General features: G+C 72.1%; 12 protein-coding genes. 4 read left to right on the forward strand and 8 right to left on the reverse strand.

Annotated features, from left to right (window positions below):
- Positions 1 to 315 precede the first annotated feature (315 nt).
- Positions 316 to 1,416, forward strand: a complete 1,101-nt coding sequence (rsgA, locus tag OG299_RS32835) for a ribosome small subunit-dependent GTPase A (RefSeq protein WP_266631572.1) — start codon at positions 316 to 318, stop codon at positions 1,414 to 1,416.
- A 286-nt stretch (positions 1,417 to 1,702) separates the two neighbouring features.
- Positions 1,703 to 4,132, forward strand: a complete 2,430-nt coding sequence (locus OG299_RS32840; RefSeq protein WP_327363415.1) for a non-ribosomal peptide synthetase — start codon at positions 1,703 to 1,705, stop codon at positions 4,130 to 4,132.
- An 82-nt stretch (positions 4,133 to 4,214) separates the two neighbouring features.
- Here OG299_RS32840 and gntD read toward each other — a convergent pair whose 3' ends face one another.
- The 3 genes from gntD to OG299_RS32855 are packed head-to-tail and all read right to left on the reverse strand — an operon-like array spanning position 4,215 to position 13,972.
- Complete coding sequence (gntD, locus tag OG299_RS32845; protein WP_327363416.1) at positions 4,215 to 5,252, reverse strand: guanitoxin biosynthesis L-enduracididine beta-hydroxylase GntD; 1,038 nt, start codon at positions 5,250 to 5,252, stop codon at positions 4,215 to 4,217.
- Between the two features lie 36 nt (positions 5,253 to 5,288).
- Entirely contained in the window at positions 5,289 to 6,881 is a 1,593-nt protein-coding gene (locus tag OG299_RS32850; protein ID WP_327363418.1) for a condensation domain-containing protein, read from the reverse strand.
- A 32-nt stretch (positions 6,882 to 6,913) separates the two neighbouring features.
- On the reverse strand, positions 6,914 to 13,972 hold the full coding sequence (locus OG299_RS32855; protein WP_327363419.1) for a non-ribosomal peptide synthetase: 7,059 nt from the start codon (positions 13,970 to 13,972) through the stop codon (positions 6,914 to 6,916).
- 198 nt (positions 13,973 to 14,170) lie between these two features.
- On the opposite strand from OG299_RS32855, the gene OG299_RS32860 reads away from it, so the two are divergent.
- Positions 14,171 to 15,007: a putative nonproteinogenic amino acid hydroxylase gene (locus OG299_RS32860; protein ID WP_266631579.1), complete on the forward strand. Its 837-nt coding sequence runs from the start codon at positions 14,171 to 14,173 to the stop codon at positions 15,005 to 15,007.
- Here OG299_RS32860 and OG299_RS32865 read toward each other — a convergent pair.
- The 5 genes from OG299_RS32865 to OG299_RS32885 all read right to left on the reverse strand — a co-directional run bounded on the left by OG299_RS32865 (position 14,983) and on the right by OG299_RS32885 (position 22,076).
- Positions 14,983 to 16,587 (reverse strand): amino acid adenylation domain-containing protein, encoded by a 1,605-nt coding sequence (locus OG299_RS32865; protein WP_327363420.1) that lies wholly within the window; start codon positions 16,585 to 16,587, stop codon positions 14,983 to 14,985. The genes OG299_RS32860 and OG299_RS32865 overlap by 25 nt on opposite strands.
- A complete protein-coding gene (locus OG299_RS32870) occupies positions 16,584 to 17,672 on the reverse strand; it encodes an ornithine cyclodeaminase family protein (protein WP_266631581.1) in 1,089 nt (362 codons plus the stop codon). The genes OG299_RS32865 and OG299_RS32870 overlap by 4 nt, the downstream gene beginning before the upstream one ends.
- Before the next feature lie 16 nt (positions 17,673 to 17,688).
- Positions 17,689 to 19,488, reverse strand: coding sequence for an ABC transporter ATP-binding protein (locus OG299_RS32875; RefSeq protein WP_266631582.1), 1,800 nt, complete (start codon positions 19,486 to 19,488; stop codon positions 17,689 to 17,691).
- Between the two features lie 49 nt (positions 19,489 to 19,537).
- The gene (locus tag OG299_RS32880) at positions 19,538 to 21,091 is read right to left on the reverse strand and encodes an ABC transporter transmembrane domain-containing protein (protein WP_327363421.1); all 1,554 of its coding nucleotides are present in this window, start codon (positions 21,089 to 21,091) and stop codon (positions 19,538 to 19,540) included.
- Between the two features lie 244 nt (positions 21,092 to 21,335).
- The gene (locus tag OG299_RS32885; protein WP_327363422.1) at positions 21,336 to 22,076 is read right to left on the reverse strand and encodes a thioesterase II family protein; all 741 of its coding nucleotides are present in this window, start codon (positions 22,074 to 22,076) and stop codon (positions 21,336 to 21,338) included.
- Between the two features lie 664 nt (positions 22,077 to 22,740).
- On the opposite strand from OG299_RS32885, the gene OG299_RS32890 reads away from it, so the two are divergent.
- A complete protein-coding gene (locus OG299_RS32890; RefSeq protein WP_266631585.1) occupies positions 22,741 to 23,535 on the forward strand; it encodes an SDR family NAD(P)-dependent oxidoreductase in 795 nt (264 codons plus the stop codon).
- Position 23,536 lies beyond the last annotated feature (1 nt).

Below are 23,536 nucleotides of genomic sequence, written 5' to 3' on the forward strand. Positions count from 1 at the left end.
CGACGGCAGACCAACGACCCACGCACCCGGGCGGGCCCCGGGTGCGCGGGTCGGTGGCGATCGCCCTCGTGATCCCGCATCTGGAGGCTCGATCCAGGCGCGCTTGAGCGGTGTTGCGGGCGGCCCGGAGCTGTCGTAGCGTCAAGTGCACTGAATGCCCGGTGCGTCGGGATCAGCCGAGGTGGGCGACCTTCTTGTCACCACCGCCGCAGCGGCGCCCGTGAGCAGCCCCACCCCCTCCGCCCCCTGTCCAGCAGCCGGTGCAACCCGACTTGCGTGCACCGGCCGGAAACGCCTCCCGAAGGGCTCATCGCGTTGCGTCACTCATCGACATCGGCCGATTCGATCTACCCGCGGCCGCTCGAGGCCTATGGATGGTCCCCCGAACTCGACGACCAATTCGCCTCCGCTGCCGACGCCTCCTGGGTGCCCGGCCGGGTCATTCGGGTCGACCGGGGCCGTTGCGACGTCGTGATCGCCGACGGCGACTCCGAGGTGACCGTCGTCCATGCCGACACCGGTCCGGTCGCGGGCCCCGACCCGACGAAGATGCCCTGCACGGGCGACTGGGCGGCTGTCCAGGTCGGCGCCGCCGGCACGTACGTCCAGGCGCTGCTGCCGCGTCGCACGGCGATGGTCCGCTCCAGCGCCTCCCAGCGCTCCGAGGGCCAGGTGCTCGCCGCCAACATCGACACCATCGGCGTCGTCGTGGCCCTGGACACGGAACCGGACCTCGGCCGGATCGAGCGGTTCCTCGCCCTCGCGTGGGAGAGCGGAGCGCAGCCGGTGATGATCCTCACCAAGTCCGACCTCGCGCAGGACGCGGACAGCGTCCGCGAAACGGTCGAGCAGGCCTCGCCCGGGGTGGACGTCCTGGTCGTCAGCGCCACCACCGACGACGGCATGGACATCCTCGCGGCCGTTCTGACGGGGACGACCGTCCTGGTCGGCCAGTCGGGCGCGGGCAAGTCCACCATCGCCAACGTGCTGCTGGGCCGCTCCGTGATGGAGACCCAGCAGACCAGGAGCGACGGCAAGGGCCGCCACACCACGACGACCCGGGAGCTCATGCCCCTGCCGGGCGGCGGGGTGCTGATCGACACTCCCGGTATTCGCGGCGTGGGCATGTACGACGCGTCCGACGGCCTGCAGCAGACGTTCTCGGAGATCGAGCAGCTCGCCGAGGACTGCCGGTTCCGGGACTGCGATCACGTCGCGGAACCCGGTTGTGCGGTACGCGAGGCCATCGACGACGGCATGCTGCAGCAGCGCCGCCTGGACAGCTACCACAAGCTGCTCCGCGAGAACCAGTGGATCGCCTCGCGGAGCGATGCCCGCCTGCGTCAGGACCGCCTCAAGGCGCTGAAGACGCAGGGCAAGGAAGGCATGGCCAACATGATCGCGAAGCGCGGCTGACGCGAGGCGACGGCCTGGTCGCAGTACCGGGCGCCCGAGGTGCGGGCCGCCCGGTACTGCGACCCGACAAGTGCATGGGCACCCCCTGCGGTGTCAGCGGTGACCCGCGTACCGGCTCGGCCACGGCCCTCGGTGCGCGGTCCGTTCGCGTCCCACCTCAGTGACGGGTGTGCCCGCACGTGCCCGATGCGGTGTTCGAACCCCATGGCGACCCACGCGCCGTGGAGAACACCGCTTGGCCAACGGGCAGTTGTCTTCATTCGTCCCCGAGCAAGGGAATGTGCCCATGACATCCGACACTGTGGTGCCCGCCACCACGATCCGCCCTCGACGTACGGGCGCCGCGCACTCGGCGCGGGCCCACGCCAGGCTCGCGCTGACCGCGGCCGCCGTCGACGGGCTGGCCAAGGTCTCCGGCGACCGCCCCCTGGAGGAACTGGTCGCGCTCACCGCGGCGACGGCGGTGGTGGTCGGTGCTGCGGAGCACACCGACGAGCCGGTGGTGGCCGTGTCCGGCCCGGCCGGGCCGGTGCTGTCCGGGATCGGGCTCGCCGCCCGGTCCACCGTCGGCGATCTCGTCCGTGCCGCCGACTCGGCGCTGCGGTCGGCGCCCGTGGTGACCGACGAGGCGGCGCTCGCCGGCGCGGTGCTGGTCGGCTCGGCCCGGGTCGGTGCCGGCCTCGCCGCCCGTGCGTCCCAGCAGGACGTCATCGAGCTGAGACTGACCGAGTCCGGTGCCGACGGCGTACGCGAACTCGTGGCCGAGGCCGGACCGGATCGCGCCGAGGCCTGGTTCCTGGAAGTGCTGCTGCGGTCCGTGTCCCGTGTCCTGGCCGGGTTCGCCGATCCGCACGGCCCCGCCGCCGCGCTGCCGACGGCCGCAGCGGACGATGAGGCGGCGGCCGTTGCGCTCGGCCGACGCGGCTTCGAACCGCAGGGCGTCACCACGACGTTGACGGCGCCGATCGAGGAGGCGGTCCGCGCGAACCCGGACCGTACGGCCGTCGTCGCCGGTGCCGAGTCCCTGACGTACCGCGAGTTCTGGCAGGCCGCGCAGGCCGTGGCGGCTCGTCTGCACGCCGCGGGCATCGGACGGGGACACCGGGTGGGGGTGCTCACCGGCAAGACGGTCCACGCCGTGTCGGCGATCACCGGCACGCTGCTCGCGGGCGCGGCCTATGTGCCGCTCGACCCCAGGTCACCGGCCGCCAGGCTGGCCGAGATCCTCGACGACGCCGAGTGCGCAGCCGTCCTCGCCGCGTCCGACCTGCTCACCGGGCTGCCCGTCGGCCTCACCACCCCGGTGATCGACATCCAGGCCGCGGTCGGCGGCCCCGCCGCCGAGCCCGGCACCGACCGGCCCGGGCCGCTCCCGGACGACCTCGCCTACGTGGTGTACACCTCGGGGTCGACCGGCCGGCCCAAGGGCGTGGAGATCCGGCACCGTGCCATCGCGAGCTATGTGCACTGGAAGCGGCGCAACCACGGGCTGGACCTCGACACCAGGCTGCTGCAACTGCCGTCGCTGGCCTTCGACAGCTCGGTCGCCGACCTGTTCCCGGTGCTGGCCTCCGGCGGGCGCCTCGTCCTCGCGGACACGCACCAGCTGCTGCCGCGTCAGCTGGCCGAGCTGGCGCAGCAGCACCGCATCACCCACCTCACGACCGTCCCGAGCCTCTACCGGGTCCTGCTGGGCGAACTCCCGCGTGCCGCGGGCTCGCTGCGCGCCGTCACCGTCGCCGGCGAGGCCACGACGCCCGACCTGGTGGGCCGCCACCACGAACTGCTGCCCGGAGTCAGGCTGATCAACGAGTACGGCCCGACCGAGAGCTCGGTGGGCGCGACCGCGTTCGACCACGGCACGGCCGCCGGCCCAGGCCTCCCCATCGGGTGGCCCATCGCCAACACCGTCGCCACCGTGACCGGCGGCGACGGCCGGGCCCTGCCGATCGGATTCGTCGGAGAGCTCAGGCTGGCGGGACACGGCCTTGCGGACGGATACCGCAACCGGCCGGAGCTGACGGCGGCGGCGTTCGTGGCCGACGCCGGGGCGCCGGGGGGACGCAGCTACCGCACGGGGGACCTCGTCTGGTGGCGTCCGGACGGCATGCTGGAGTTCACCGGGCGGGCCGACGACCAGGTGAAGATACGCGGCCACCGGGTGGAGCCCGGTGAGGTGGAGAGCGTGCTGGGACTGCTGCCGGGGGTTCGCCAGACGGCGGTCGCCGTGGTGAGCGGCCCCGACGGCGCTCCGGCGCTGGCGGCCTGGCTGGAAGCCGTGGACACCACGGTGGAGGAGATCAGGGCGCGGGCCAATGCCGCACTGCCGCCCGCGATGGTGCCGACCTCCATCACGCTGATCGACGAGCTGCCCCGGATGGTGAGCGGCAAGATCGACCGGGGCGCCCTGGTGCGTCTCGCCGAGACCGACGCCGCCCCGGCACCCGCATCCGCCCCGTCGCGGACGGGAGCGGCAGGCGACGCGCTGGAGGTGAAGGTCGGCGCCATCTTCGAGGAGGTCCTCGCCTCCGGCCCGATCGGTCCCGACGGGGACTTCTTCGACGAGGGCGGGCACAGCCTGCTCGCGATCTCCGTGATCGACGCCATCGAACAGCAGCTGGGCGTGAGCATCGACCTGGGTGACTTCTTCGACACCCCCACCGTCCGCGAGGTCGCCGACCTGATCCGGAAGGCCAAGCCGGACGACCAGGCGTAGCCGCGCCGCAACGCCACGCACTGTGCCCGGGGCATTCCTGCCCCGGGCACAGTGCGTGGCGTTGCGGTGTACGGGTCTTCGGCTAGCCGATCAGGCGGGAGCCGACGGACCGGCGCATGGCACGGGACTTGCGCAGGTCGTGGGTGACGTTGACCCGCTTGAGCCAGCGGTCCGTGCCGTCGTAGCGCGCCTCGAAGGCACTACGGCTGTGCACCACCCGGTGGTTGTTCATGAAGACACAACTGCCGGCCTCGAGCGGGCAGTCGGTCAGGCCTGCGTCGAGCAGCTCCGCCGCCGCGGCGAAGGCCCGTACGGCCTCGGTGTCCTCCTCGGGCGCCGACATGTGCGTCGCGTCGAAGCACAGCAGAGGGTGGGACCGGGACCCGGTCAGCATGGGCACCGGGCCGAGCCCGTCGATGAGGCGCGCGATGTTCTCGAAGACCAGCCGGTCCTCGTCGGTGCGCACCGTGTTGTTCTCCGGCAGGTGCGACTTGTCGGGAACGATGTGGAACCGGCTCTGGAACAGGACGTCGAGGACGTCCTGCGGCAGTACCGAGAAGTCCGCCTCCGCGACGGTCACCGGCACGGCATCCGGATTGCGCAGCGCCGACAGGATGATGTAGTCGGCGCGGTAGGGGTGGAAGGCGTCCTCGGTGTGCAGGGTCAGCGGCGTCTTGCTGCCCGTGCCGAGCAGCTCGCGCTCGTACTGGCGGATCGGGAACACGTCGTTGACCAGGTGCCCGTCCTGCTGGGTGGCCCAGCCGAACGGTTCGCCGAGCAGCGAACCGTAGAGGAGGACGAGGATCTCCTCGGGCAGTTCGCGGTGGATCCGGGTCTCGTCCTTCCAGTGCGCGGGCGTGGGCCCTATGCGCTCGTCGTCCACGAGATGGCCGTTGACCGCGCAGAAACCGCTTGCCTGGTCGAGGGAGAAGGCACGCAGAAAGCGCCGGACCCGGACGGGCAGTTCACCGGTGAGCAACGGCAGCTCCTGGAGCAGCCGTTCGTCGTCGGCCGCGAGGTACTGCTCGGCCAGGCGCAGGGTCAGATCGGACACCTGCCGGGCTTCGGCCGCGGTCAGCCGCAGCTCGGTCCCGGTCCGGGGCCTGATGGACGTCGTCATGGTTCATCTCCTCATGTGCAGGGGCAACAGGTCGGTTCAGGCGTCGAACCGGAAGCCGCTGAAGGCACGGTGCGTCAGCGCCGCTTCGGGTCCGGGCTCCGCGGGGTCCGCCAGGAGGCGCGCCACTTCGTCGACGAGCCGCCGGGCCATCCGCTCGGCGGTGTCCGCGGCGTAGCGCTCGGTGTCGTACTGGAGCCACAGCCGCATGCCGTCCGCGTGTTCCACGAACTGGAAGGACAGTTCGAACATGCCGACGCGCTGGGGTATCGGCCCGCCGCGCAGGGCGATCCCGCCCGGCGCACACGGTCCGGTGTCGATGCGGGGATACAGGGCCACCCACACGTCGAAGAACGGCATCCGTCCGGGGGAGCGCGGTGGGGCGAGCGCCGAGACGAGCGTGTCGAAGGCCACCCCGCTGTGGTCCACCGCGTCCACCGTGCGCTGCGCGACCTGATCGACGAGGTCGTCCGCCGAAGCCTCGTCCCGGACCTGCAGCCGCAGCGGGACGGTCGCGATGTGGAAGCCGACCGCGTCGTTGGCACCGAGTCGGGCCCGCCGGTCCACGGGGGTGCCCAGACAGATGTCCGTGCTGCCCGTGATCCCGGCCAGGGTACGGGCGACGGCGGCGGCCAGCGGCACGAACGTGCCCGCGTGGTGCCGCCTGCCCAGGTCCGTCAGCTGTCGCAGCACGTCCGGACCGATCTCCCGCACGGCGATGCCGGTGGAGCCGCCGGCCCGCTGCGTCCGCGGACCGTGCACCGGGAGGGGCAGCGGCGCCGGAGGGGGGAGGAGCACGCGACGCCAGTGGTCGAGCGCGGCCTCCTGATCGGACGAGCGGTGAGCGGGCCGGTCCACGGGCGGCCCGACCGCAGCCGGGTCCGCGTAGGCCGCCACGAGTTGCGTGGCGAGGATCTCCAGGCTGCGTCCGTCGCACACGAGGTGGTCCGCGAGCAGCAGGAGCGACCACCGGGCGTCGGCGCGCAGGAACAGGGTGGTCCGTGTGAGCGGGCCGGTCGACGGGTCGAACGGCACGGCGAGGCGCTCCTCCACCAGGGCGTCGAGCCGGGCGTCGCCCTGGTCGTGCCCGCGCAGGTCGATGACCTCCAACGGCGGCACGTCGTCGGTGACCAGCGCCCGCGGTTCGCCCTGGGCCTCGACGAAGACGGTCCGCAGCGCCGGGTGGCGTCGCATCAGGCCGTCCAGCGCCGCCGCCAGCCTGTCGACGTCCACGGCACCCTCGCCGTCCAGCAGGCAGGGCACCGTGTAGGCCCCAAAGGCGCCGTCCCCGCGCTGCCGCTCCAGCCACAGCCAGCGCGTGGCCTCGGCGACTTCGGCTCCGGGCAGGGCAGCGGCGGGCCGTTGGCGCGGGGCGGCCGGCTCGGCGGGTTCCACGGTTCCGGGGGCGAGGCCGGCCAGCCGGGCCGCGAGCAGTTCGGGCGAGGCGGCGTCGAAGATGTCCCGCACGCGGACCCGCACGCCGACGGCCTCTTCCACGGCCACGGAGAGCTCCAGCGCGGACAGGCTGTGGCCGCCGGCGACGAAGAAGTCGGTGTCCGGGGTGACTTCGTCCAGGTCAAGTGCCGTGGCGAACAACGCGCACAGCCGCTGTGTCAGGTCGGGTTCAGTCACGGTCGCCCCATCCCCTGTGCCTGAGGGCGGTGTCAGAAGTCATAGTGTGTGTCGCTCCAAACAGAGCCGGATGCGGACGGCTCCGGGGTCGGGGGCAGAGTCGGTGACGGGGGGCCGGCGGGCGGTGCGCACCGGCCGGTGGCCAAGGTGCGCAGCACCGCGGCGACATGATCGACGTAGCCGTCGGCCTCCGCCTCGTCGAGCAGGTTGTCGTCGTAGGTGAGGTCGAGGTGCAGTGCGTCGCCCTTGACGCGTGCGTAGAGCCAGAGGTCGCTGGTGGCGGGCAGATCGTTCACCAGCAGGTCCTCGACCACGTAACTCTCGGGGTGCAGGCCCGCGTTCTCCCAGCTGACGCCCAGGTCGAGCAGCAGGCTGCGGCCCGGCGCCGCGCGCAGCGCCAGCCGCTGCGCGAGCACGTCGAACGGCAGCCGGGAGTGGTCGTAGGCCTCGAAGATCCCGGTCTGGACCCGGGACAGCAATTCGCCCCCGGTCACCGCGTCGTCCAGCGTGACCCGTAGGGGTACCGCGTTGACCAGATAGCCGATCAGCGCGTCGGCCTCGGGCCGGTTGCGGAGTCCCGCGGCGAAGCCGACGACGAGGTCGGTGGCCCGGGTGCGCTGGTGCAGGGTGAGGGCGAAAGCGGTGACCACCTGCGCGAACGGGGTCGCGGGGGCGCCGCCGAGCACGGCTGCGGGAAGGGACCGGTGGACCAGTGCGGTCCGGCCCCGGCGGCTGCGGCGGCGGGCCGGGTCCACGGGATCGGGCCCTTCCGTGACGCCGCGCAGCCGCTCCCGCCAGAACTCCACCTCACGCTCCGCCTCGGGCCCGGCAAGCCACTCCTGCTCCTCGCGGACCCACTCCTGGTAGGTGTAGGGGAGTCGGGGCAGCCGGGGCGGTTCGCCCGCGACGGCCTGCTCGTACGCGGTGAACAGGTCGTCCAGCAGCACGTCGACGCTCGCGCCGTCGTAGATCAGGTGATGGGCGGTGACGGTGAGCAGATCACCGCCGACGGGCCCCGCGAGCAGCCGCACTTCGAACAGCGGCGCCGTTTCGAGGGCGAAGCTGACCCGTCGGGCGTCGTGCAGCGCGGCCGCGACCTCCGGCCCCGCGGGGTCCGCGCCGGGCAGGTCCACGACGACCAGCGGTGCGCCGTCCGGCAGGCGGTCCAGGACGGTCAGCTCCGCCTCCGTACCCCGGGGCAGGACCTGCGCGCGCAGCATGTCCTGGCGCTCGACGACGGCGCCGAGGGCGCTGCGGAGCGCGCCGGCATCGATCCGGCGGCCCAGCCGTACGAGGTCGGAGATGATGAAGGTGTCCGAGCCCGCCCACCGTGAGGTCAGCCAGACGCGGCGCTGTGCCCGGGACAGCGGCAGGAACCCGCTCTGCGAGGACGCCCCCGCGACCGGGCCCCGCTCCGCTGTGGCCTTCGCCGACTGCCCTTCCAGTGCCGTGGTGAGCGCGGCCACGGTCGGGGAGGCGAAGACGGTGCGCACCTTGACGTGCAGGGCGTGCGCGATGCGTGCGGCGGCCAGACTGTGGCCGCCCATCTCGAACAGGTTTGCGTCCGGGTCCGTGACGGGACGCTCCAGAATCTGCGTCCACACGTCGGCGACGTGCTGCTCGGCCGGGGTGAACGGCCGGGCTGCGGCGGGGGATTCCGCGGCGGCCAGGGCCTCGTCGGGCGCGGGCAGCGCCCGGCGGTCGAGTTTGCCGCCCGCGGCCACCGGGAGGGCGGGCAGGTACACGAAGGCGGCGGGCATCATGTAGGCGGGCAGCCGACCCGCGAGGTGCCGGCGGAGCGCCGCCGGGTCCGCCTCACCGACCACGTAGGCGACCAGCCGCGGGTCGGCGCCGGTCGTCGGGAGCACGGCGGCGTTGCGCAGGCCGGGGGCCTCGGCGAGGACCGCGGCCACCTCGTTCGGCTCGACCCGGTTGCCCCGGATCTTGAGCTGGTCGTCGGCCCGGCCCAGGTACTCCAGGCGTCCGTCGGGCAGTCGGCGGGCCAGGTCGCCGGTGCGGTACATGCGCTCGCCCGGGCGTACCCGGCTGGTCACGAAGCGGGCGGACGTCAGCTCCGCGTCGCCGAGGTAGCCGCGGGCCAGGCCCGCTCCGCCGATGCACAGTTCGCCCGGAGCCCCCAGCGGTACCAGCCCGCCCCGCTCGTCGAGCAGGTCCACCCACTTGCCGGGCAGCGCGCGGCCGATCGAGGCCTCGCCGGAAGCCGTCCCGGACCGGTTTTCCGGCGTGCCGGGGCCCCCGGTCCCGTCCACCGGATCCACCGTGGTCACCACACTGTCCTCGGCCGGGCCGTACTCGTTGAACAGCCGTACGCCGGGGAGGAGTTCGGCATGCCGGGCGGCGAGCGCCCTGGTGACCCGCTCCCCGCCGAGCACGACCTCGCGCACCTCGCGGAACGCCGGGCCGACCTCGTCGAGCAGCATCTGGTAGAGACTCGGCACGAGCATCACATGGCGGATCGGGTGCTTCCGCATGACCGCGGCCACGTCCTGCGGCGTGAGCAGTTGTTCCCGGGTGACGATCACCATGGGCGCGCCCGAACCGAGCGCGCTGAACACGTCGGCGATGCCGGCGTCGGCATGGATCGGATCGACCTGGAGGACCGCCCCGTCGGCGTCGAGGCCGTAGTGGTCGATGCGGAACCGGACGGAGTTGACGATGCCGCGGTGCTCCACCATGACGCCCTTGGGCGTTCCGGTGGAGCCGGAGGTGTACACGACGTAGGCGAGGTCGGCGGGGCCGGCGGCGGGCTGGAGTGGCCGCGGCGCGTCCCGGACCGCAGCGGCCTCGGGCGCGTCGCCGACGGTCACCGTGGGCAGGCCCTCGGCGACCGTGGTCCGCGTGAAGTCCGCCGACGTGACGGCGGCGACCGCGCCGCTGTCGCGGAGCACCCGGGCGATCCGGGCCGGCGACTGCTGCGGATCGAGGGGAAGGAACGCCGAACCGGTCTTGAGGACGGCGAGCAACGCGACGGGCATCCACTCCGAGCGCTCGCACAGCACAGCGACCACGCGGTCGGGCCCCGTCGGCGCCACCGCGGCGATCCGGGCGGCCAGGGCATCGGCCCGGCGGTCCAGTGCGCGGTAGGTCAGGACACGGTCGCCGCAGACGACGGCCCGGCCCTCGGGCGCCCGCTGCACCTGCGCGCCGACGAGGTCGAGGAGGGTGCCCGCGGTACGCGCGGCAGCGGGGCTCTCCCCGGTACCGGCCGCGATGAGCGCGGCGCGCTGTGCCTCGGGCAGCAGGGGGGCCGCGCCGACGGGGGCCTCGGGGGCGGCCGCCAGAGCGGTCAGGAGGTGGTCCAGCTGGCCGGCCAGCCGGTGTGCGGTTCCCGCGTCCAGTACGTCCTCGCGGTAGGTGATCGCCACTTCGATCGGACGGTCCGGGCCGGGTTCGCCGAAGCTGAAGGCGAGGTCGAACCCCTCCGCGCCGCTGTCCAGGCGGATGTGTTCGGCCGCCGGGTCCTCGTCGGTGCCCAGCGGGTCCGTACCGGAGACGGCGGCCTCGACCAGCACGTCGAAGAGCGGATTGCGTCCCGGGATCCGTTCGCGCCCCATCGCCTCCACGAGGTTCTCGAAGGGGTACTCCTCGTGGGTGCGGACCTCCCGGGCGTGCGCCGCCGCGGCCGCCAGCACATCGGTGAAGCCGAGCTCCGGCCCGACCGGGGTGCGTAGCGCCACGGTGTTGACGAACAGCCCCACCGAGTCGGCCAGTTCGGGACGGTCGCGGCCCGAGACGACCGTGCCGAGCACGATGTCGCCGGCTCCGCTCCAGCGCAGCAGGAGGACACGGACGGCGGCCACCATCGCCGTGAACGAGGTGGTGCCGAGCCGGCGGCACAGGTCCTGCACGGACCGGGTCGTGCCTTCGCCGAGCGTCAGCCGGACCGTGCCCGCCGCCGAACTGCGCTCCGTCGGCCGGTGGCGGTCGAGCGGCAGGTCGACGCTCGGCGCGCCGTCCAGGGTGCGCCGCCAGAACGCGCCGCTCTGCGCATCGTCCGGGCGGTCGTGCCGATCGAGCGCGTACGCACCGTACTGCGTGGGCTCCGGTGCCTGTTCCCTGCCGCCCAGGAACCGCTGGAGGTCGCGCAGGATCACCGCGAACGACCAGCCGTCGCAGACGCTGTGATGGACCGACAGCAGGAGCGTGCCGCCGGGGCGCCCGTCCTCGACGAGCCAGTGGGCACGCAGCAGGGGACCCTCGGCCGGGTCGAACACGTGGCGCTGCTCCGCATCCGCGATGCGCCGCAGCAGATCGGAGGCGCCCTCGGGCCCCGTCCGGTGGACCCGCAGTGCGGGCCGGGCCCGCTCGGGAGCCAGCACGATCTGGCGCAGGCCCTCGGGGTCGGCGCGGAACACGGTGCGCAGGGCCTGGTGCCTGCGCACCGTCCGCTCCAGCGCGTCCGCCACGTCGGCCGCCTCGGGGGAGCCGGGCAGCCGGAACGCTTCCACCATGTTGTACGGGCGCACCTCCCCGCCCTCGTACTGCTCGAGGAACCACATCCGGCGCTGGGCGTTGCTCGCGGGGACGGGGTCCGGGGTCTCGGGCCACGGTGTCCGGACGGTGGGGTCCGCAGGGCCGTCGGCCGCGGCACGGCGCAGCAGGGCGCCGAACCCTTCGGGAGTGCGGGCGGTGAACACGTCGCGGACGGTGATCGCGCCGCCGCCTGCAGCCGCGGTCAGCCGGCCCGCGAGGTCGGTGGCGGTGAGGCTGTGGCCGCCCGCCGCGAAGAGGTCCTCGTCCCCGGTGCGCGGCGCGGCCCCGAGGGCGTCGGCCCAGATCCGGGCGGCGGTGCGGTCGGCTTCGTCGCCAGGCTGCCAGACCTGCCCGTCCAGGCTCGCCACGTGGGCCAGGATGGCCAGGCGGTCGATCTTGCCGTGCAGGGTGACGGGCAGCTCGTCGAGTCGCAGGATACGGCCGGGGACCATGTAGCCGGGCAGGCGCCGCTCCAATCGGCGGCGTACGTCGGCCGGTTCGAGATCCTGGTCCGAGGTGTAGACGGCCACGACGGTCGGCGGTCCCGAGGGGGCGGTGAAGGGAAGGACCGTGGCGGCGACGATGCCGGCGACGGCGCTGAGGGACGCCTCCACCTCGCCCAGCTCGACCCGGTTGCCGTGGATCTGGATCTGGTTGTCCCGGCGGCCCAGGAAGACCAGCTCGCCCCGGTGGTTCCAGCGGCCGAAGTCGCCGGTCCGGAACACCCGGACGCCGGGGTGCGCGGGGAGCTCGCAGAACCGCCCCGGGCCGGTCGGTTCGTCATCGGCGTAGCCACGGGCCACGCCGGGGCCGAGGACGTGGATCTCGCCGGGGATGCCGGGCGGTGCGTGGTCCCCGTGGGGGGTGAGCACCAGCACGCCGAAGCCCTCGGAGGGCCTGCCGACCGGGACGGTGGTCAACTCGGGGAAGGCCGATCCGGGGCAGGTGAAGGTGGTCGCCTCGATGGTGGCCTCGGTGGGCCCGTACAGGTTGCCGAAGGTGCCCACCCGCAGCCGGTCCGCCAGCCGGGGCAGGAGCCCCGCCGGGATCTCGTCGCCGCCCAGCAGGCAGATGCGGACTTCCTCGGCGGCTCCCGCAGGCAGTCCTTCGGCCATCACGGCGAGCAGGGAGGGAACACAGTTGATGACGTTCACGCGCAGGCGCCGCGTCGACGCCCAGAACTCCGAGGGCGAGAGCGTCTGGGGCGAGCCCATGACCACCACGCAGCCGCCCGCGGTGAGCGTGGTGAAGATCTGGTACGTCAGGGCGTCGGAGGTCACCGCCGACAGCAGGGCGCACCGGCTCTCCTCGTCGAAACCGAGGAGCCGCCCCGAGGTGAGGGTCTTGTGGGCGAGCTGGCGGTGGGTGAGCGCCACCGGGCGGGGCAGGCCGGTCGATCCGGAGGTGAAGAAGAGGATGGCTTCGTCGTCGGGGCCCGGTCCGGCCGCCGCCCCGGGGCCGTCGGCGCCGGCCAGGGCCTGCGGGGACACCACCGGGACGGCCACCTGCCCGGGCAGTTCGTCCTCTGCGGAGATGACGCAGACGGCCCCGCTCAGGCGCAGCTGACGGGCGACCCGCTCCGGCGGGTGCGAGGGGTCGAGGGGAACCATCGAGGCGCCCGCCCGCAGTACCGCCAGTACCGCCAGCACGAGTTCGGGGCTCTTGGGCAGCAGCAGTGCGACCCGGTCGCCCGGCTTCACACCGTGGTCGAGGGTGAGCGACCGCGCGGCGCGCGACGAGCGCAGCGCCAGCTCCCGGTGGCTCCACACCACGGCGCCGTCGGACACCGCCTCGCGATCGGCGAAGCGGTTCGCGGCGTCGTCGACGATGCCGGTGAGGGTCGCGTCGGCGAAGTCGGCTGCGACGGGCAGGCCCGACCACCGCTCCAGTTCGGCGCGCTGTGCGGGACCGAGGACGTCCAGCTCCGCGACCGGCCGCCGAGGTGAACGGCCGAGTTCCGCGAGGGCGGCCGCCGTACAGCGAAGAAGGGCTGCCGCGGCCGCCGGCAGCTCGCCGTCCGCCTCGGCGGTCAGGGTCAGCCGGCCGCCGGCCCGACGCAGGGTCAGGCACAGGCCGACCGGCTGCAGCAGTTTGCCGCCCGCCTCCTCGCACACGACGCCGAGCCGGCCGAGAGCACGGCCCACGGGCACACCGGCGAGCTGCAGGCGGGAGGCGATCGCCTCCCGGTCGGGCCAGGCGAGGGGCAGGGCGGATTCGAATTCTGCGTGCAGCGCCGTCAGGAAGGCCGAGGCCGGTGCCTCGCGGTCGAGGGGAGCGCAGAGCGCGAGCTCGTGCGGCGCCGCGTCCGTGCCGGTCCCCGTGCCCGCGCCGGGCGACGGGGCGGGCACGGGCACCAGGATCACATGCCGGGGTTCCTCGTCGAGCGCGGCCAGCGCGAACCGGGTGGCCGCGACGGTCAGCAGCAGGAGGCCGGTCGCGTCGCCGCCCGTCAGGGAGTCCAGCCGCTCGGTGACTGCGGGTTCCAGGGTGCACTCCGGCGCGTCGCCGTCCGGGGACACGACGTCCAGGAACGGAACTCCGCGGCCGGCCGCCAACCGGGCGAGCCAGGATTCACTCAGGGCATTGTCACTCAGCATTTTGTACGCTCACCCAATACCTTCGATGGTTCTGTGGAACTTGACGGCGCCTTAAGATCCTGCGCAAGGGAAATGGGCCTTGTCAATCGCGAATCCGATGCCCGCAGTCGGCCATTGCCCTCTCTTCCGTCAGTAGTTATGATTGCCGATCATCGGAGTCCGGCGCCATCGCGCGCTCATCAACCGACGGGATCTCGCATGCTCAAATCTCAAAGGCTCGCCACGCTTCCGATCGATTCCTACGACCTCGCCGAAGATATTTCGGTCATCGATTCGAACGATGCCGGGGGTGAGTACGACGCATTTTCCTTCGGATACTGGTCCGCGCATGTCCTCGCGAACTCCGGGGGAAGCGGCAAGGACACGGCGTTCCGGCCCTACGAGGGCCAGCTCACCCTGACTGACCTGGGAAAGAAGCTTCCCGGAATTATGTCGCTCGTCACCGACAACTTCCCTCTCGAGAGGCTGCAGTGGGTCCGCATCTTCGGCCTGAGTGACGGAATTCTCGCGCCGCACGTAGATTTTCTGGAATTCTCCGAACCGGGTACGCGGCTTCAGATACCGCTGCGCACGGACGAGGACTCCCTCCATTCCGAGAACGACATCGTCTATCACCTCCGCCGTGGCGAGGTATGGAAAATCCACACCACGGTTCCGCACTCGGCCCGGAGTGTCTCGCCGCTCGCCAGGCTGTCTCTCTGTCTTGATTTCGCGGATGCGGAAACGCCCATCGAAATCAAGAACTCCATCCCGTCGGAACTGCCCGTCCGCATCATTTCGCGTCCTCCGGTCTCGGAGGCCGACGTGGCGGAGCTGCTGTCCTCCGCGGCCGATATGAACGCCACCAACCTGCGCGCCTCCTTCCGGAAGTTCGCCGCGGTCCACTTCACGCGCCAGGCCGATGCGACGGCGGCGTTCGACTGGTTCGTCGAAGCCGCCGTGCGCACCGGGGACGAGGCACTGGTCGAGAAGGCCGAGGCGTTCCGGACGTACTGCATCGAGAAGCGCGGCTACCGCGAGGCGTTCGCCTGGTGAGGCACCAGGGACAGGGGCTGCGCCCCCTGGCCGGGCAGGGCCTTGCGATCGAGCTTCCCGTTGGGTGAGACGGGCAGACTCTCCACGAGCCACCAGCGCACCGGCACCATGTAGTCGGGCAGGACCGCGAGCAGCGCCCGGCGCAGTTCCGGGGCCGGCGGCGGATCACCGGTGAGAGCAGCGTGCAGCTCCACCGCCCCGCCGGCCCGCACCACCGCGAACGCCGCGGCGTCCTTGACCCCGGCGAAGCCCGCGAGGCGCGCCTCCACCTCCCGGGGTTCCACGGCATTGCCCCGGATCTTGATCAGGTCGTCGATCCGGCCCAGCAACTGGAGCGTCTGGTCGGCCCGCCACACCCCCCGGTCCCGGGTGCGGTACAGCCGGGCGCCCGGACGGAACGGATCGGGTACGAACGCGGTGCGGCTCAGCTCGGGATCGGTATATCCCAGGGCCACCCCCACACCGCCGATGTACACCTCCCCGACCTCCCCGTCGGGCACGGGCACGCCCTGCTCGTCCAGCACGTAGACGTAGGTGTTCCACACCAGTGACCCGACCGGCGGCCTCGGTTCGAGATTGCCGGCCGCGCCGCTCATCGAGTGACTGGCCACCATGTGGTTCTCGGCCGGCCCGTAGTGGTTGTGCAGGGTGATCTCCGGCCGGCGCGTCAGCAGCCCCTCCAGGGCCTCAGTGACCCGGACCGTCTCGCCCGCGCTGATGATGTGGCGCAGGTCCGCGGCGTGCTCGAGGTTCGTCGGCAGCTTCATGACCACGTCGATGAGCGACTGGGGGAAGTCCACGACTTCGATGCGTTCGTCGATGACGAAGTCGATCAGATCCCGTGGATCGCGCCGGACATGGGGCTCCGGCACATGCAGGCACCCGCCCGAGGCGAGCGTGTAGAACATCTCCTGGACCGACACGTCGAAGGTCAGCGGTGCCACCTGAAGGACCCGCCGGCCGCGCCCGAGCCCGGAGCCGTCCACCTGCCAGGAGATGAAGTTGGCCAGGCAGCGGTGGGTCTGGACGATGCCCTTGGGGGCGCCGGTGGATCCCGAGGAGAAGATGACGTACGCGGGATCCTCCGGCGCCGCAGGCCGCCGGACGGCCGCCGGCGCCGCGCCGCCCGCCGGATCCGGTGCCACCAGACCCGCCAGATCGGTCGCCCGCATCCCCGGGGCGCCGGTGTCCAGCGCCCCCGGATCGGCCAGGACCAGCAGGGCCGCGCTGCTCGCCCGCAGAATCTGCTCGATGCGCTCGGGCGGGTAGGTCGTGTCCACCGGCAGATAGGCGGCCCCGGCCCGCAACGTGCCCAGGACCGCCGCGGTGAAGTCGGCTCCCGCCCGCGCGGCGATGAGCACCGTGTCACCGCGCGCGATGCCGAACTCGCGCCCGAGCCGGCCCGCGACGGTGTCCGCGAGACGGTCGAGTTCCGCGTACGTCACCTCCCGGCCCGGCTCGCGCACCGCGGGCGCCCCGGGGTGCGCGGCGACCTCGCGGTCGATCAGCTCCAGGACCGAGGACACGCCGGTGTCCACCACGGGCCCGGCGTGCCCCGGGGGAGGAGGCGCCGCGGTCATCGCCGCGCCCCCTGCTGCCCCTCCCAGGACCGGGTGACAGACCCCGGCAGGAACGAGTAGGGGTCCTGCGGGTCGTCGGCAGTCGCCTCGATGGCGATGCGGTGACCGACGCCGAGGTCCCGTGCGAGCTCCTCGAACACCTCGACCATGACGAGGTCCTGGAGCGCCAGGCCCGTCGAGTCGTACACGGTGGTGACCGGGGACAGCTTCCCGTGGGCCTCCGGGTCCAGGAGGATCTCGGCGAGCGAGGGCCCGATCTCCTCCGGAGCGAGCTGCTGGCAGTCGCCCTCGGCCCGCGCCTGCTCCACGTGGTCGGGAACGACGACCGCGTTGCGCAGCAGCTCCAGCGGCAGCTCGGTCTTCCCCGGCATGTCGGAGCCGATGGTGTTGACGTGCACCCAGGGCTTGAGGTTGGTGCCCCGGATGACCGGGCCCGCGTACGGGGCGACCGAGGTGGCGGTGCACAGCACGTCGGCCCGCTCCTCCACCTCCGCCAGCGGCGCGATCCGTATGGCCCCGGCAGGCATCCGGGACCTGGCCGCGAAGGAGTTCTCCGCCCGCACGTCCTCGTCACACACCAGGATCTCGGAGAAGGAGAAGACCCGGGACAGGGCGTGCAGCTGGGTCACCGCCTGCGCGCCGCAGCCCACGAGACCGAGGACCGCGGAGTCCGGACGCGCCAGCACCCGGCTGGCCAGCGCGGACGCCGCGCCCGTACGGACGGCGGTGGCGAAGGTCCCGTCGATGACCGTCCGCAGATGGCCGCTGTCCGCATCGAAGGCGCACAAGGTGGACAGGATGGTGGGCAACTGGTTCTTGGCCGGATTGTGCGGGTTGTAGCCGACCATCTTCATGGACACCGTGGCGCCGTGGCGCATCGCGGGCATCCACTCCAGCAGGCCCAGATGGGGTGTCTCGATGAGGAATCCGTCCCGCTGCTTCATCTCCACCGGTGCGTCGTGGCCGGTGGCGAGAACGGTCTCCAAACGGGCGATCGTCAGATCGTAGAGTTGCCCCAGCCCCACCTTCGTGACGATGGTGGAGATGGCTTCGGCGTCGACTATAAGCGTGCGGTCGGCATGCAACGGTCTCTCCTGGCGCTCAGTGTTCGGGCTGGTCCGAAGAAGGTGAAGAAACAAGGGATTTCGCAGAGGCCGAGGGGCCGCGCCCGTGCCAGGACTCCCACAGTCCGGCGTACGCGCCCCCCGCCGAGACGAGCTCGTCATGAGCCCCTTGCTCGGTGATGCGGCCGGCCTCCATCACGACCACACGGTCCGCGTCATGGGCGGTGTGCAGCCGGTGGGCGATGGCGATGACGGTGCGCCCGCGCAGCACGCCGGCGAGCGAACGCTCGAGGTCGCGGGCCGCCCGCGGGTCGAGCAGCGAGGTGGCCTCGTCAAGTACCAGGGTGTGCGGATCGGCCAGGACGAGCCGGGCCAGGGCCAGTTGCTGCGCCTGCCCGGGCGATACGGGGTTCTCGTCGGTGCCCAGCTCGGTGTCGAGACCGTCCGGAAGGGCCTGGACCCAGTCCTCGGCGGCCACGGCCGCCAGGGCCGCCGTCACCTGCTCGTCCGTGGCGTCCGGCGCGGCCAGTGCCACGTTCTCGCGCACGGTTCCGAGGAACACGTGGTGTTCCTGCGTGACCAGCGCGACGTGGCGGCGCAGTTCTTCCAACGGCAGTTCGTGGACCGGCACTCCGCCCAGCGTGACCGATCCGGTACGCGGCTCGTGGATGCCCGCGAGGATGCGGCCGAGGGTCGACTTCCCGGCCCCCGAAGGGCCGACGATGGCGATGCGCTCACCGGATCCGACGCTGAGACTGACGTCCTCGATCACGTCGTGACCGGCGCGGTAGGCATAGGCGATGCCTTCCGCGGCCAGCCGGTCGCCCTCGGGCCGCCGGCCGGAGCCGCTCGCCGGGCCGGCCTCGGCCTCGGCGTCGATGCCGATCAGGCGGGCCAGCGAGGCGTCACCGACCTGCAACTCCTCGAGCCAGCCGAGCAGTTCGTCCAGCGGGTCGATCACGGCCCGGGTGTAGAGGGCCGCGGCGGTCACCTCGCCGAGGCTCACCCAGCCCTCGATGTAGAAGAGGCCGCCGAACAGCAGCGTGGCGGCGACCGGCAGCACGTAGCCGAAGTCCATCAGCGGGAACCAGACGCTGCGCAGGAACAGCGTGCGCCGCTCCGCGCCGTTGGCCCGCTCGACGTCCTCGTCCGTACGGCGGATGCGCGAGGCGGACCGCTGCAGCGACTCCACGCTGCGGGCGCCGGTCACCGTCTCGGTGAGGCCCTGGGAGAGGTCGGAGTAGGTGGCCGCCTCGGCCAGGTAGGCCTCCCGGGCGCGTGCCAGGTACCAGCGGGTCGACCAGACGATGAGCGGGACGGCGACGAGGCACGGCAGGACCATGATCGGGCTGGTCACGACCAGCGCCACCAGCGTCAGGACCACCGAGAGGCTCGCCACCAGGATCGAGGGCGCGCCCATGCGCACGGCGTTGGACAGCGCCTCCACGTCGCGGGTGCTGCGGGTCAGCAGATCGCCGGCCCCGGCCTTCTCCACCGTGTGCAGGGGCAGGGTCAGGACCCGCCGCACGAACCCCTCGCGGATGTCGGCCAGGACCAGCTCACCGAGCCGGGCCCCCTGGAGGCGGGCGGTGCGGGTGAACACGCCCTGGAGCAGCAGGAGTCCGGCGATCGTCAGTACGGTGATGTCCACCTGGTCGGTGGTGATGCCCTTCTCCACCTGCCCGACCAGACGGCCCAGCAGGGCGGGTACGACCAGACCGCAGACCGTGGCGAGGACGAACCAGAGCACGGTGCGGGTCAGCGGGCCGGTATGGCTGCGCACCAGGCCCCGTACGTGACGGCGGACCGTCTTCGCGTCGGCTACCGGAAGACTCACTGGGCACTCCTCTGAGGGCGGCTGTCGGAAGGACGGGGGACGATGACGGTCACGTCTCCTCCCGCATGACGACGGCGGCGTACTGGGACGCACCGGTGGCGAGTTCACGGTGCGTGCCGGTCGCGACGACCTTGCCGTCCTCCACGTAGGCGACCTCGTCGGCCCGGTCGAGCAACAGCGGGCTGTTGCTCACGACCACGGTCGTGAGCTCCGCCCTGGACGTGTGGAGCCGCTCGGCGATCACCGATTCGGTGTGCGCGTCCACGGCACTGGTCGGATCGACGAGGACGAGTACCCGGGGCTGCGCGGCCAGCGCGCGCGCCAGCCGAAGCCGCTGCTGCTGGCCGCCCGAGAACGCGGAGCCCCCTGCGGTGACGACGGTGGCCAGACCGTCCGGCAGGGCCTCGACGATGTCCTCCGCGTTGGCGTTGCGCAGGGCCTGGGCCCGCACCTGGTCCGAGCGTCCGCCCAGATCGTCGGCCAGGACACCGGAGAAGAGGGTGTCCTCGTTGCGGGCCACCAGGACGAGGTCACGCACCTGCTGCAGCGGCAGCGAGTCCAGCGGTACGCCGCCCACGGTCACCTCACCCGGGGCGTAGCGCCCGAGCCGTTCGGCGATCTCGGCGCCCTCCTCCGGAGTGGAGGCGGCGATCGCGGTCATCAGCCCCGGCCGGACCCGCAGCCCCGATGCCGCGTCGTACAGGTCGGGCGCCTCGGAGAGGTCGGCCCGTGCGGCGTCGGAGGTGGCGTCGGGCTCGAGGGCCAGTACGCGTACGACGCGCTGCGCCGCCACATCGGCGCCGACGAACGACTGCACCGCCGAGGTCGCGGTGCGCATCGGCAGCATGAGGAACGCGGCGTATCCGTAGGCCGCGACGAGTTCACCGGCGGTGAGACCGCCACCGACGGCCAGGCGGGCACCGATCCAGACGACCGCCACCACGAAGACCCCGGGGAGCAGCACCTCGGCGGCGGGCAGCACCGATTCGACCTTCGCCACGTGGACGCCGGCCTCCCGCAGCCGCTGCGAGTCCTTGCGGTAGCGCTCGCCGAACGCGGCCTCGCCGCCGATGCCGCGCAGCACGCGCAGACCGGACACGATGTCGCCGGCCCGGTTCGTCAAGTCGCCCTCGAGGTCACGGTAGCTGCCGATCCGCTTGTGCAGCGGCCTGAGCAGCGGGCCCGTGCCCGCGAGCAGGACGGGGACGCCGATGAGCACGAGCAGGCCGAGGGTGACCGAGGTGGAGAGCAGCACCATGGCGACGAGCACGACGGTGACCACGCTGCCTATGCCGCGGGCGAGGGCCCCGGGCAGGGCGCCGATGCGGGAGATGTCCGACGTGCCGATGGCCACGACCTCGCCGGTGGAGACCCGCTTGGGCAGGGTCGCGCCCAGCCGTGTCGCGTGCGCGGCCACGAGGCGGAACGTCAGGAAGTTGGCCTTGAGCCGGCCGATCGTGTCACAGCGGTGGCGCAGGACGCTGCCGGCGGTGGTCACCAGGGCGAGCCCGACGATGACGCCGGTCCAGACCAGCAGCCGGTCGGTGTCCTTCTCCGACATGGCGTCGATGGCCCGGCCGATGGCGAAGGGGGTCAGGCCCATGCTGGCCATCCACAGACAGCCCCACAACACCCCGAGGAACAGTGTGCTCGACTGCCTGCCGATCAGCCATCGAAGATAGCTCCGGGGTGACCGGAGGTCCGGATCTCCCAGCTCGGGCAGCGGATTATTGCTTGGCAATGCGAATTCCTTCGGGGTTGTCCCGTCCCGGAGGGCCGGGGCGGGCACGGGGGCTGAGGGGTACTGAGCGGTTCTGCCGTCGGGGGATGCCCGCGGGCCTCCCCGCTCAGCGGTGCGGTGACAGCAGACCCAGGACGAACGCCCTCAGTGCGGCGGTCACGAGGTGTGGATCGGCGAGGGGGTAGAAGTGGTCTCCGGGGAAGGTCCGCACGGTGCCGGTAGCGGCGGACCAGGCAGGCCACTTGCGGATGTGGTCGTCCGTCACGCCCGCATCGTCCTGCCCCCGCCACGCGACGAGCGGGCAGGGCAGGAGAGCGTCCTCGCCGGGTGGCGTGTAGGAGTCGCAGACGGCGTTGTCGGCGCGCAGGGGTCGTGCCACCGCTGCGGCCAGGCGGCTGTTGGCGCCCACGGCCGCGGGAACGAGGCCTTCCGCGACCAGTTCGGCGACGAGCTCTTCGTCGGTCAGCCGGGACGTGCCGGAGGGCTCGCCCTGGTCGTCCGGTGCCCGGCAGGCCGAGGCGACGAATCCGCAGGGCCACCGGCCGTGTTCCCGGCCCAGGACGCGCGCGAGCTCGTACCCCACCAGGGCGCCCATGCTGTGGCCGTACACGAAGTAGGGCAGGTCGAGCCGGGCGGCGAGTGCCGGCGCTAGCTCGTCGAGCACCTCCGCCATGCGGGTCGCGGGCTCCTCGCGCCACCGGTTCTCCCGGCCCGGCAGCTGTACGGCCAGCAGCGCGATGTCCGGGCCGAGCCGTTCCTGCCAGGTGCGGAACTGGAAGGCGCCGGAACCCGCGTGGGGCAGACACACCAGCACCGCCTTCGCGTCGCGGGGCGGGTCCCACTCCACGAGGGGTGAAGGTGACGCTTCTGAATGGAGGCCCACTGTTTCCCTTGTCAGTCGAAGGTGGAGTTCAGCGGTCGTGAACGGTCCGTGCTCGGCGACCGGAAATGACTTCAACGGTGGACGTGGCATGAAGGGTTGGGGAAAGGTCGTCATGTACTGCCCCTCGAGTGAGACTCGATGAGAAATGCACAGCCACCTTCCTCTTCGCCAATATTCCTACCACGGAGTGGACTTGGAATGTCAACCGGCGAATAGGGCACCCCTCCTTGTAGTCGCTTCTGGCCGGACGCGTGGATGCTGCCGTCCGGCGGTCGCATCAGGCCATCCGCTCCGCAGCCTTCTCCATCCAAGGATTATTTCGTGAACCCGGTCGAGTCTGCCTCGAGTCCCGCTTTTGATCGGCTGGAAGCGAAATGGAAGAACGCCCAGCACCGCATCGGCCCGTGATTCACTGGCGAGGAATCTACGGGTAAGAGGTCGGTCGACCTGGAGCCTTGTCGGCGAGGGTGTTTCGACGTAACGAGGCGCACCTCTGGCCGGTCGGCGCGCAAGGAGACCCCGATGCCGCTGAAGCAGGTGTCCAGAACCCTGCCCCTGACGGGGGTGTGGGATGAACGCGTGAAGGCTTCGTTGCGATACAGCGCAACGGGGCCGAGGGGGTGTGTGCATGGCGCAGGAGAAGCGTGGCGTAGCCGTGGTCTCGGGTGCATCATCGGGATTCGGCAGGAGAATTGCCCAGGTGTTGTGCCGGCGGGGCTACTCCGTTGTGGCTCTGGCCCGTAGAGCGGACCGTCTGAAGGTCTTGGCGGACGAGGAATCCACCGGAGCGATTCTGCCGGTGGTCGCCGATGTCCGTGACCGCGAAGAGCTGGCCAGGGCCCTCGAGGAGCTGCCGCCGGAATTCAGTGACATCTCGGTGCTCGTCAACAACGCGGGCCTCTCACGAGGGTTCGACACCCTTCAGTCGGGCAGTGGCGATTCCTGGCGCGAAATGATCGACACGAATATCTCCGGTCTGCTGAACCTCAGCGGCCTGGTGCTTCCCCGGCTCGTCTCCCGCGGGTCCGGGCACGTGGTGAACATGGGCTCCATCGCGGCGAATTACCCGTACATGGGCGGGAACGTCTACGCCGCCACCAAGGCGTTCGTCCACCAGCTGTCGCTGAACATGCGCGTCGACCTCCAGGGAACGGGCGTCAGGGTGAGCTGCGTGGCGCCGGGCATGGCGAAGACCGAGTTCGCCAAGGTCCGCTACGACGGGGACGAGGAGCGCGCCGACGCGCTCTACCGGGGAATCGAGCCGCTCACCGACGACGACGTGGCCGAGGCGGTCGCCTGGTGTCTCGCGCAGCCCGCCCGCGTCAACGTCAACATGATCGAACTCATGGCGGTCGAGCAGCACTTCGGGCTCGGCGTCGCCGGCAGCCCGCCCGCCCGGCCGGGTGGTGCGGAGGGTGCGTGAG

This window comes from Streptomyces sp. NBC_01296, assembly GCF_035984415.1.
Taxonomy (GTDB): domain Bacteria; phylum Actinomycetota; class Actinomycetes; order Streptomycetales; family Streptomycetaceae; genus Streptomyces.

What these genes read in the sequence shown, in the direction of transcription:
- OG299_RS32855 (WP_327363419.1), bottom strand. Translation starts at nt 13,972, where the DNA reads ATGCTGAGTGACAATGCCCTGAGTGAATCCTGGCTCGCCCGGTTGGCG.
- OG299_RS32865 (WP_327363420.1), bottom strand. Translation starts at nt 16,587, where the DNA reads ATGACCGCGGCGCCTCCTCCCCCGGGGCACGCCGGGCCCGTGGTGGAC.
- OG299_RS32840 (WP_327363415.1), top strand. Translation starts at nt 1,703, where the DNA reads ATGACATCCGACACTGTGGTGCCCGCCACCACGATCCGCCCTCGACGT.
- gntD (WP_327363416.1), bottom strand. Translation starts at nt 5,252, where the DNA reads ATGACGACGTCCATCAGGCCCCGGACCGGGACCGAGCTGCGGCTGACC.
- OG299_RS32860 (WP_266631579.1), top strand. Translation starts at nt 14,171, where the DNA reads ATGCTCAAATCTCAAAGGCTCGCCACGCTTCCGATCGATTCCTACGAC.
- OG299_RS32880 (WP_327363421.1), bottom strand. Translation starts at nt 21,091, where the DNA reads ATGGGCCTGACCCCCTTCGCCATCGGCCGGGCCATCGACGCCATGTCG.
- OG299_RS32890 (WP_266631585.1), top strand. Translation starts at nt 22,741, where the DNA reads ATGGCGCAGGAGAAGCGTGGCGTAGCCGTGGTCTCGGGTGCATCATCG.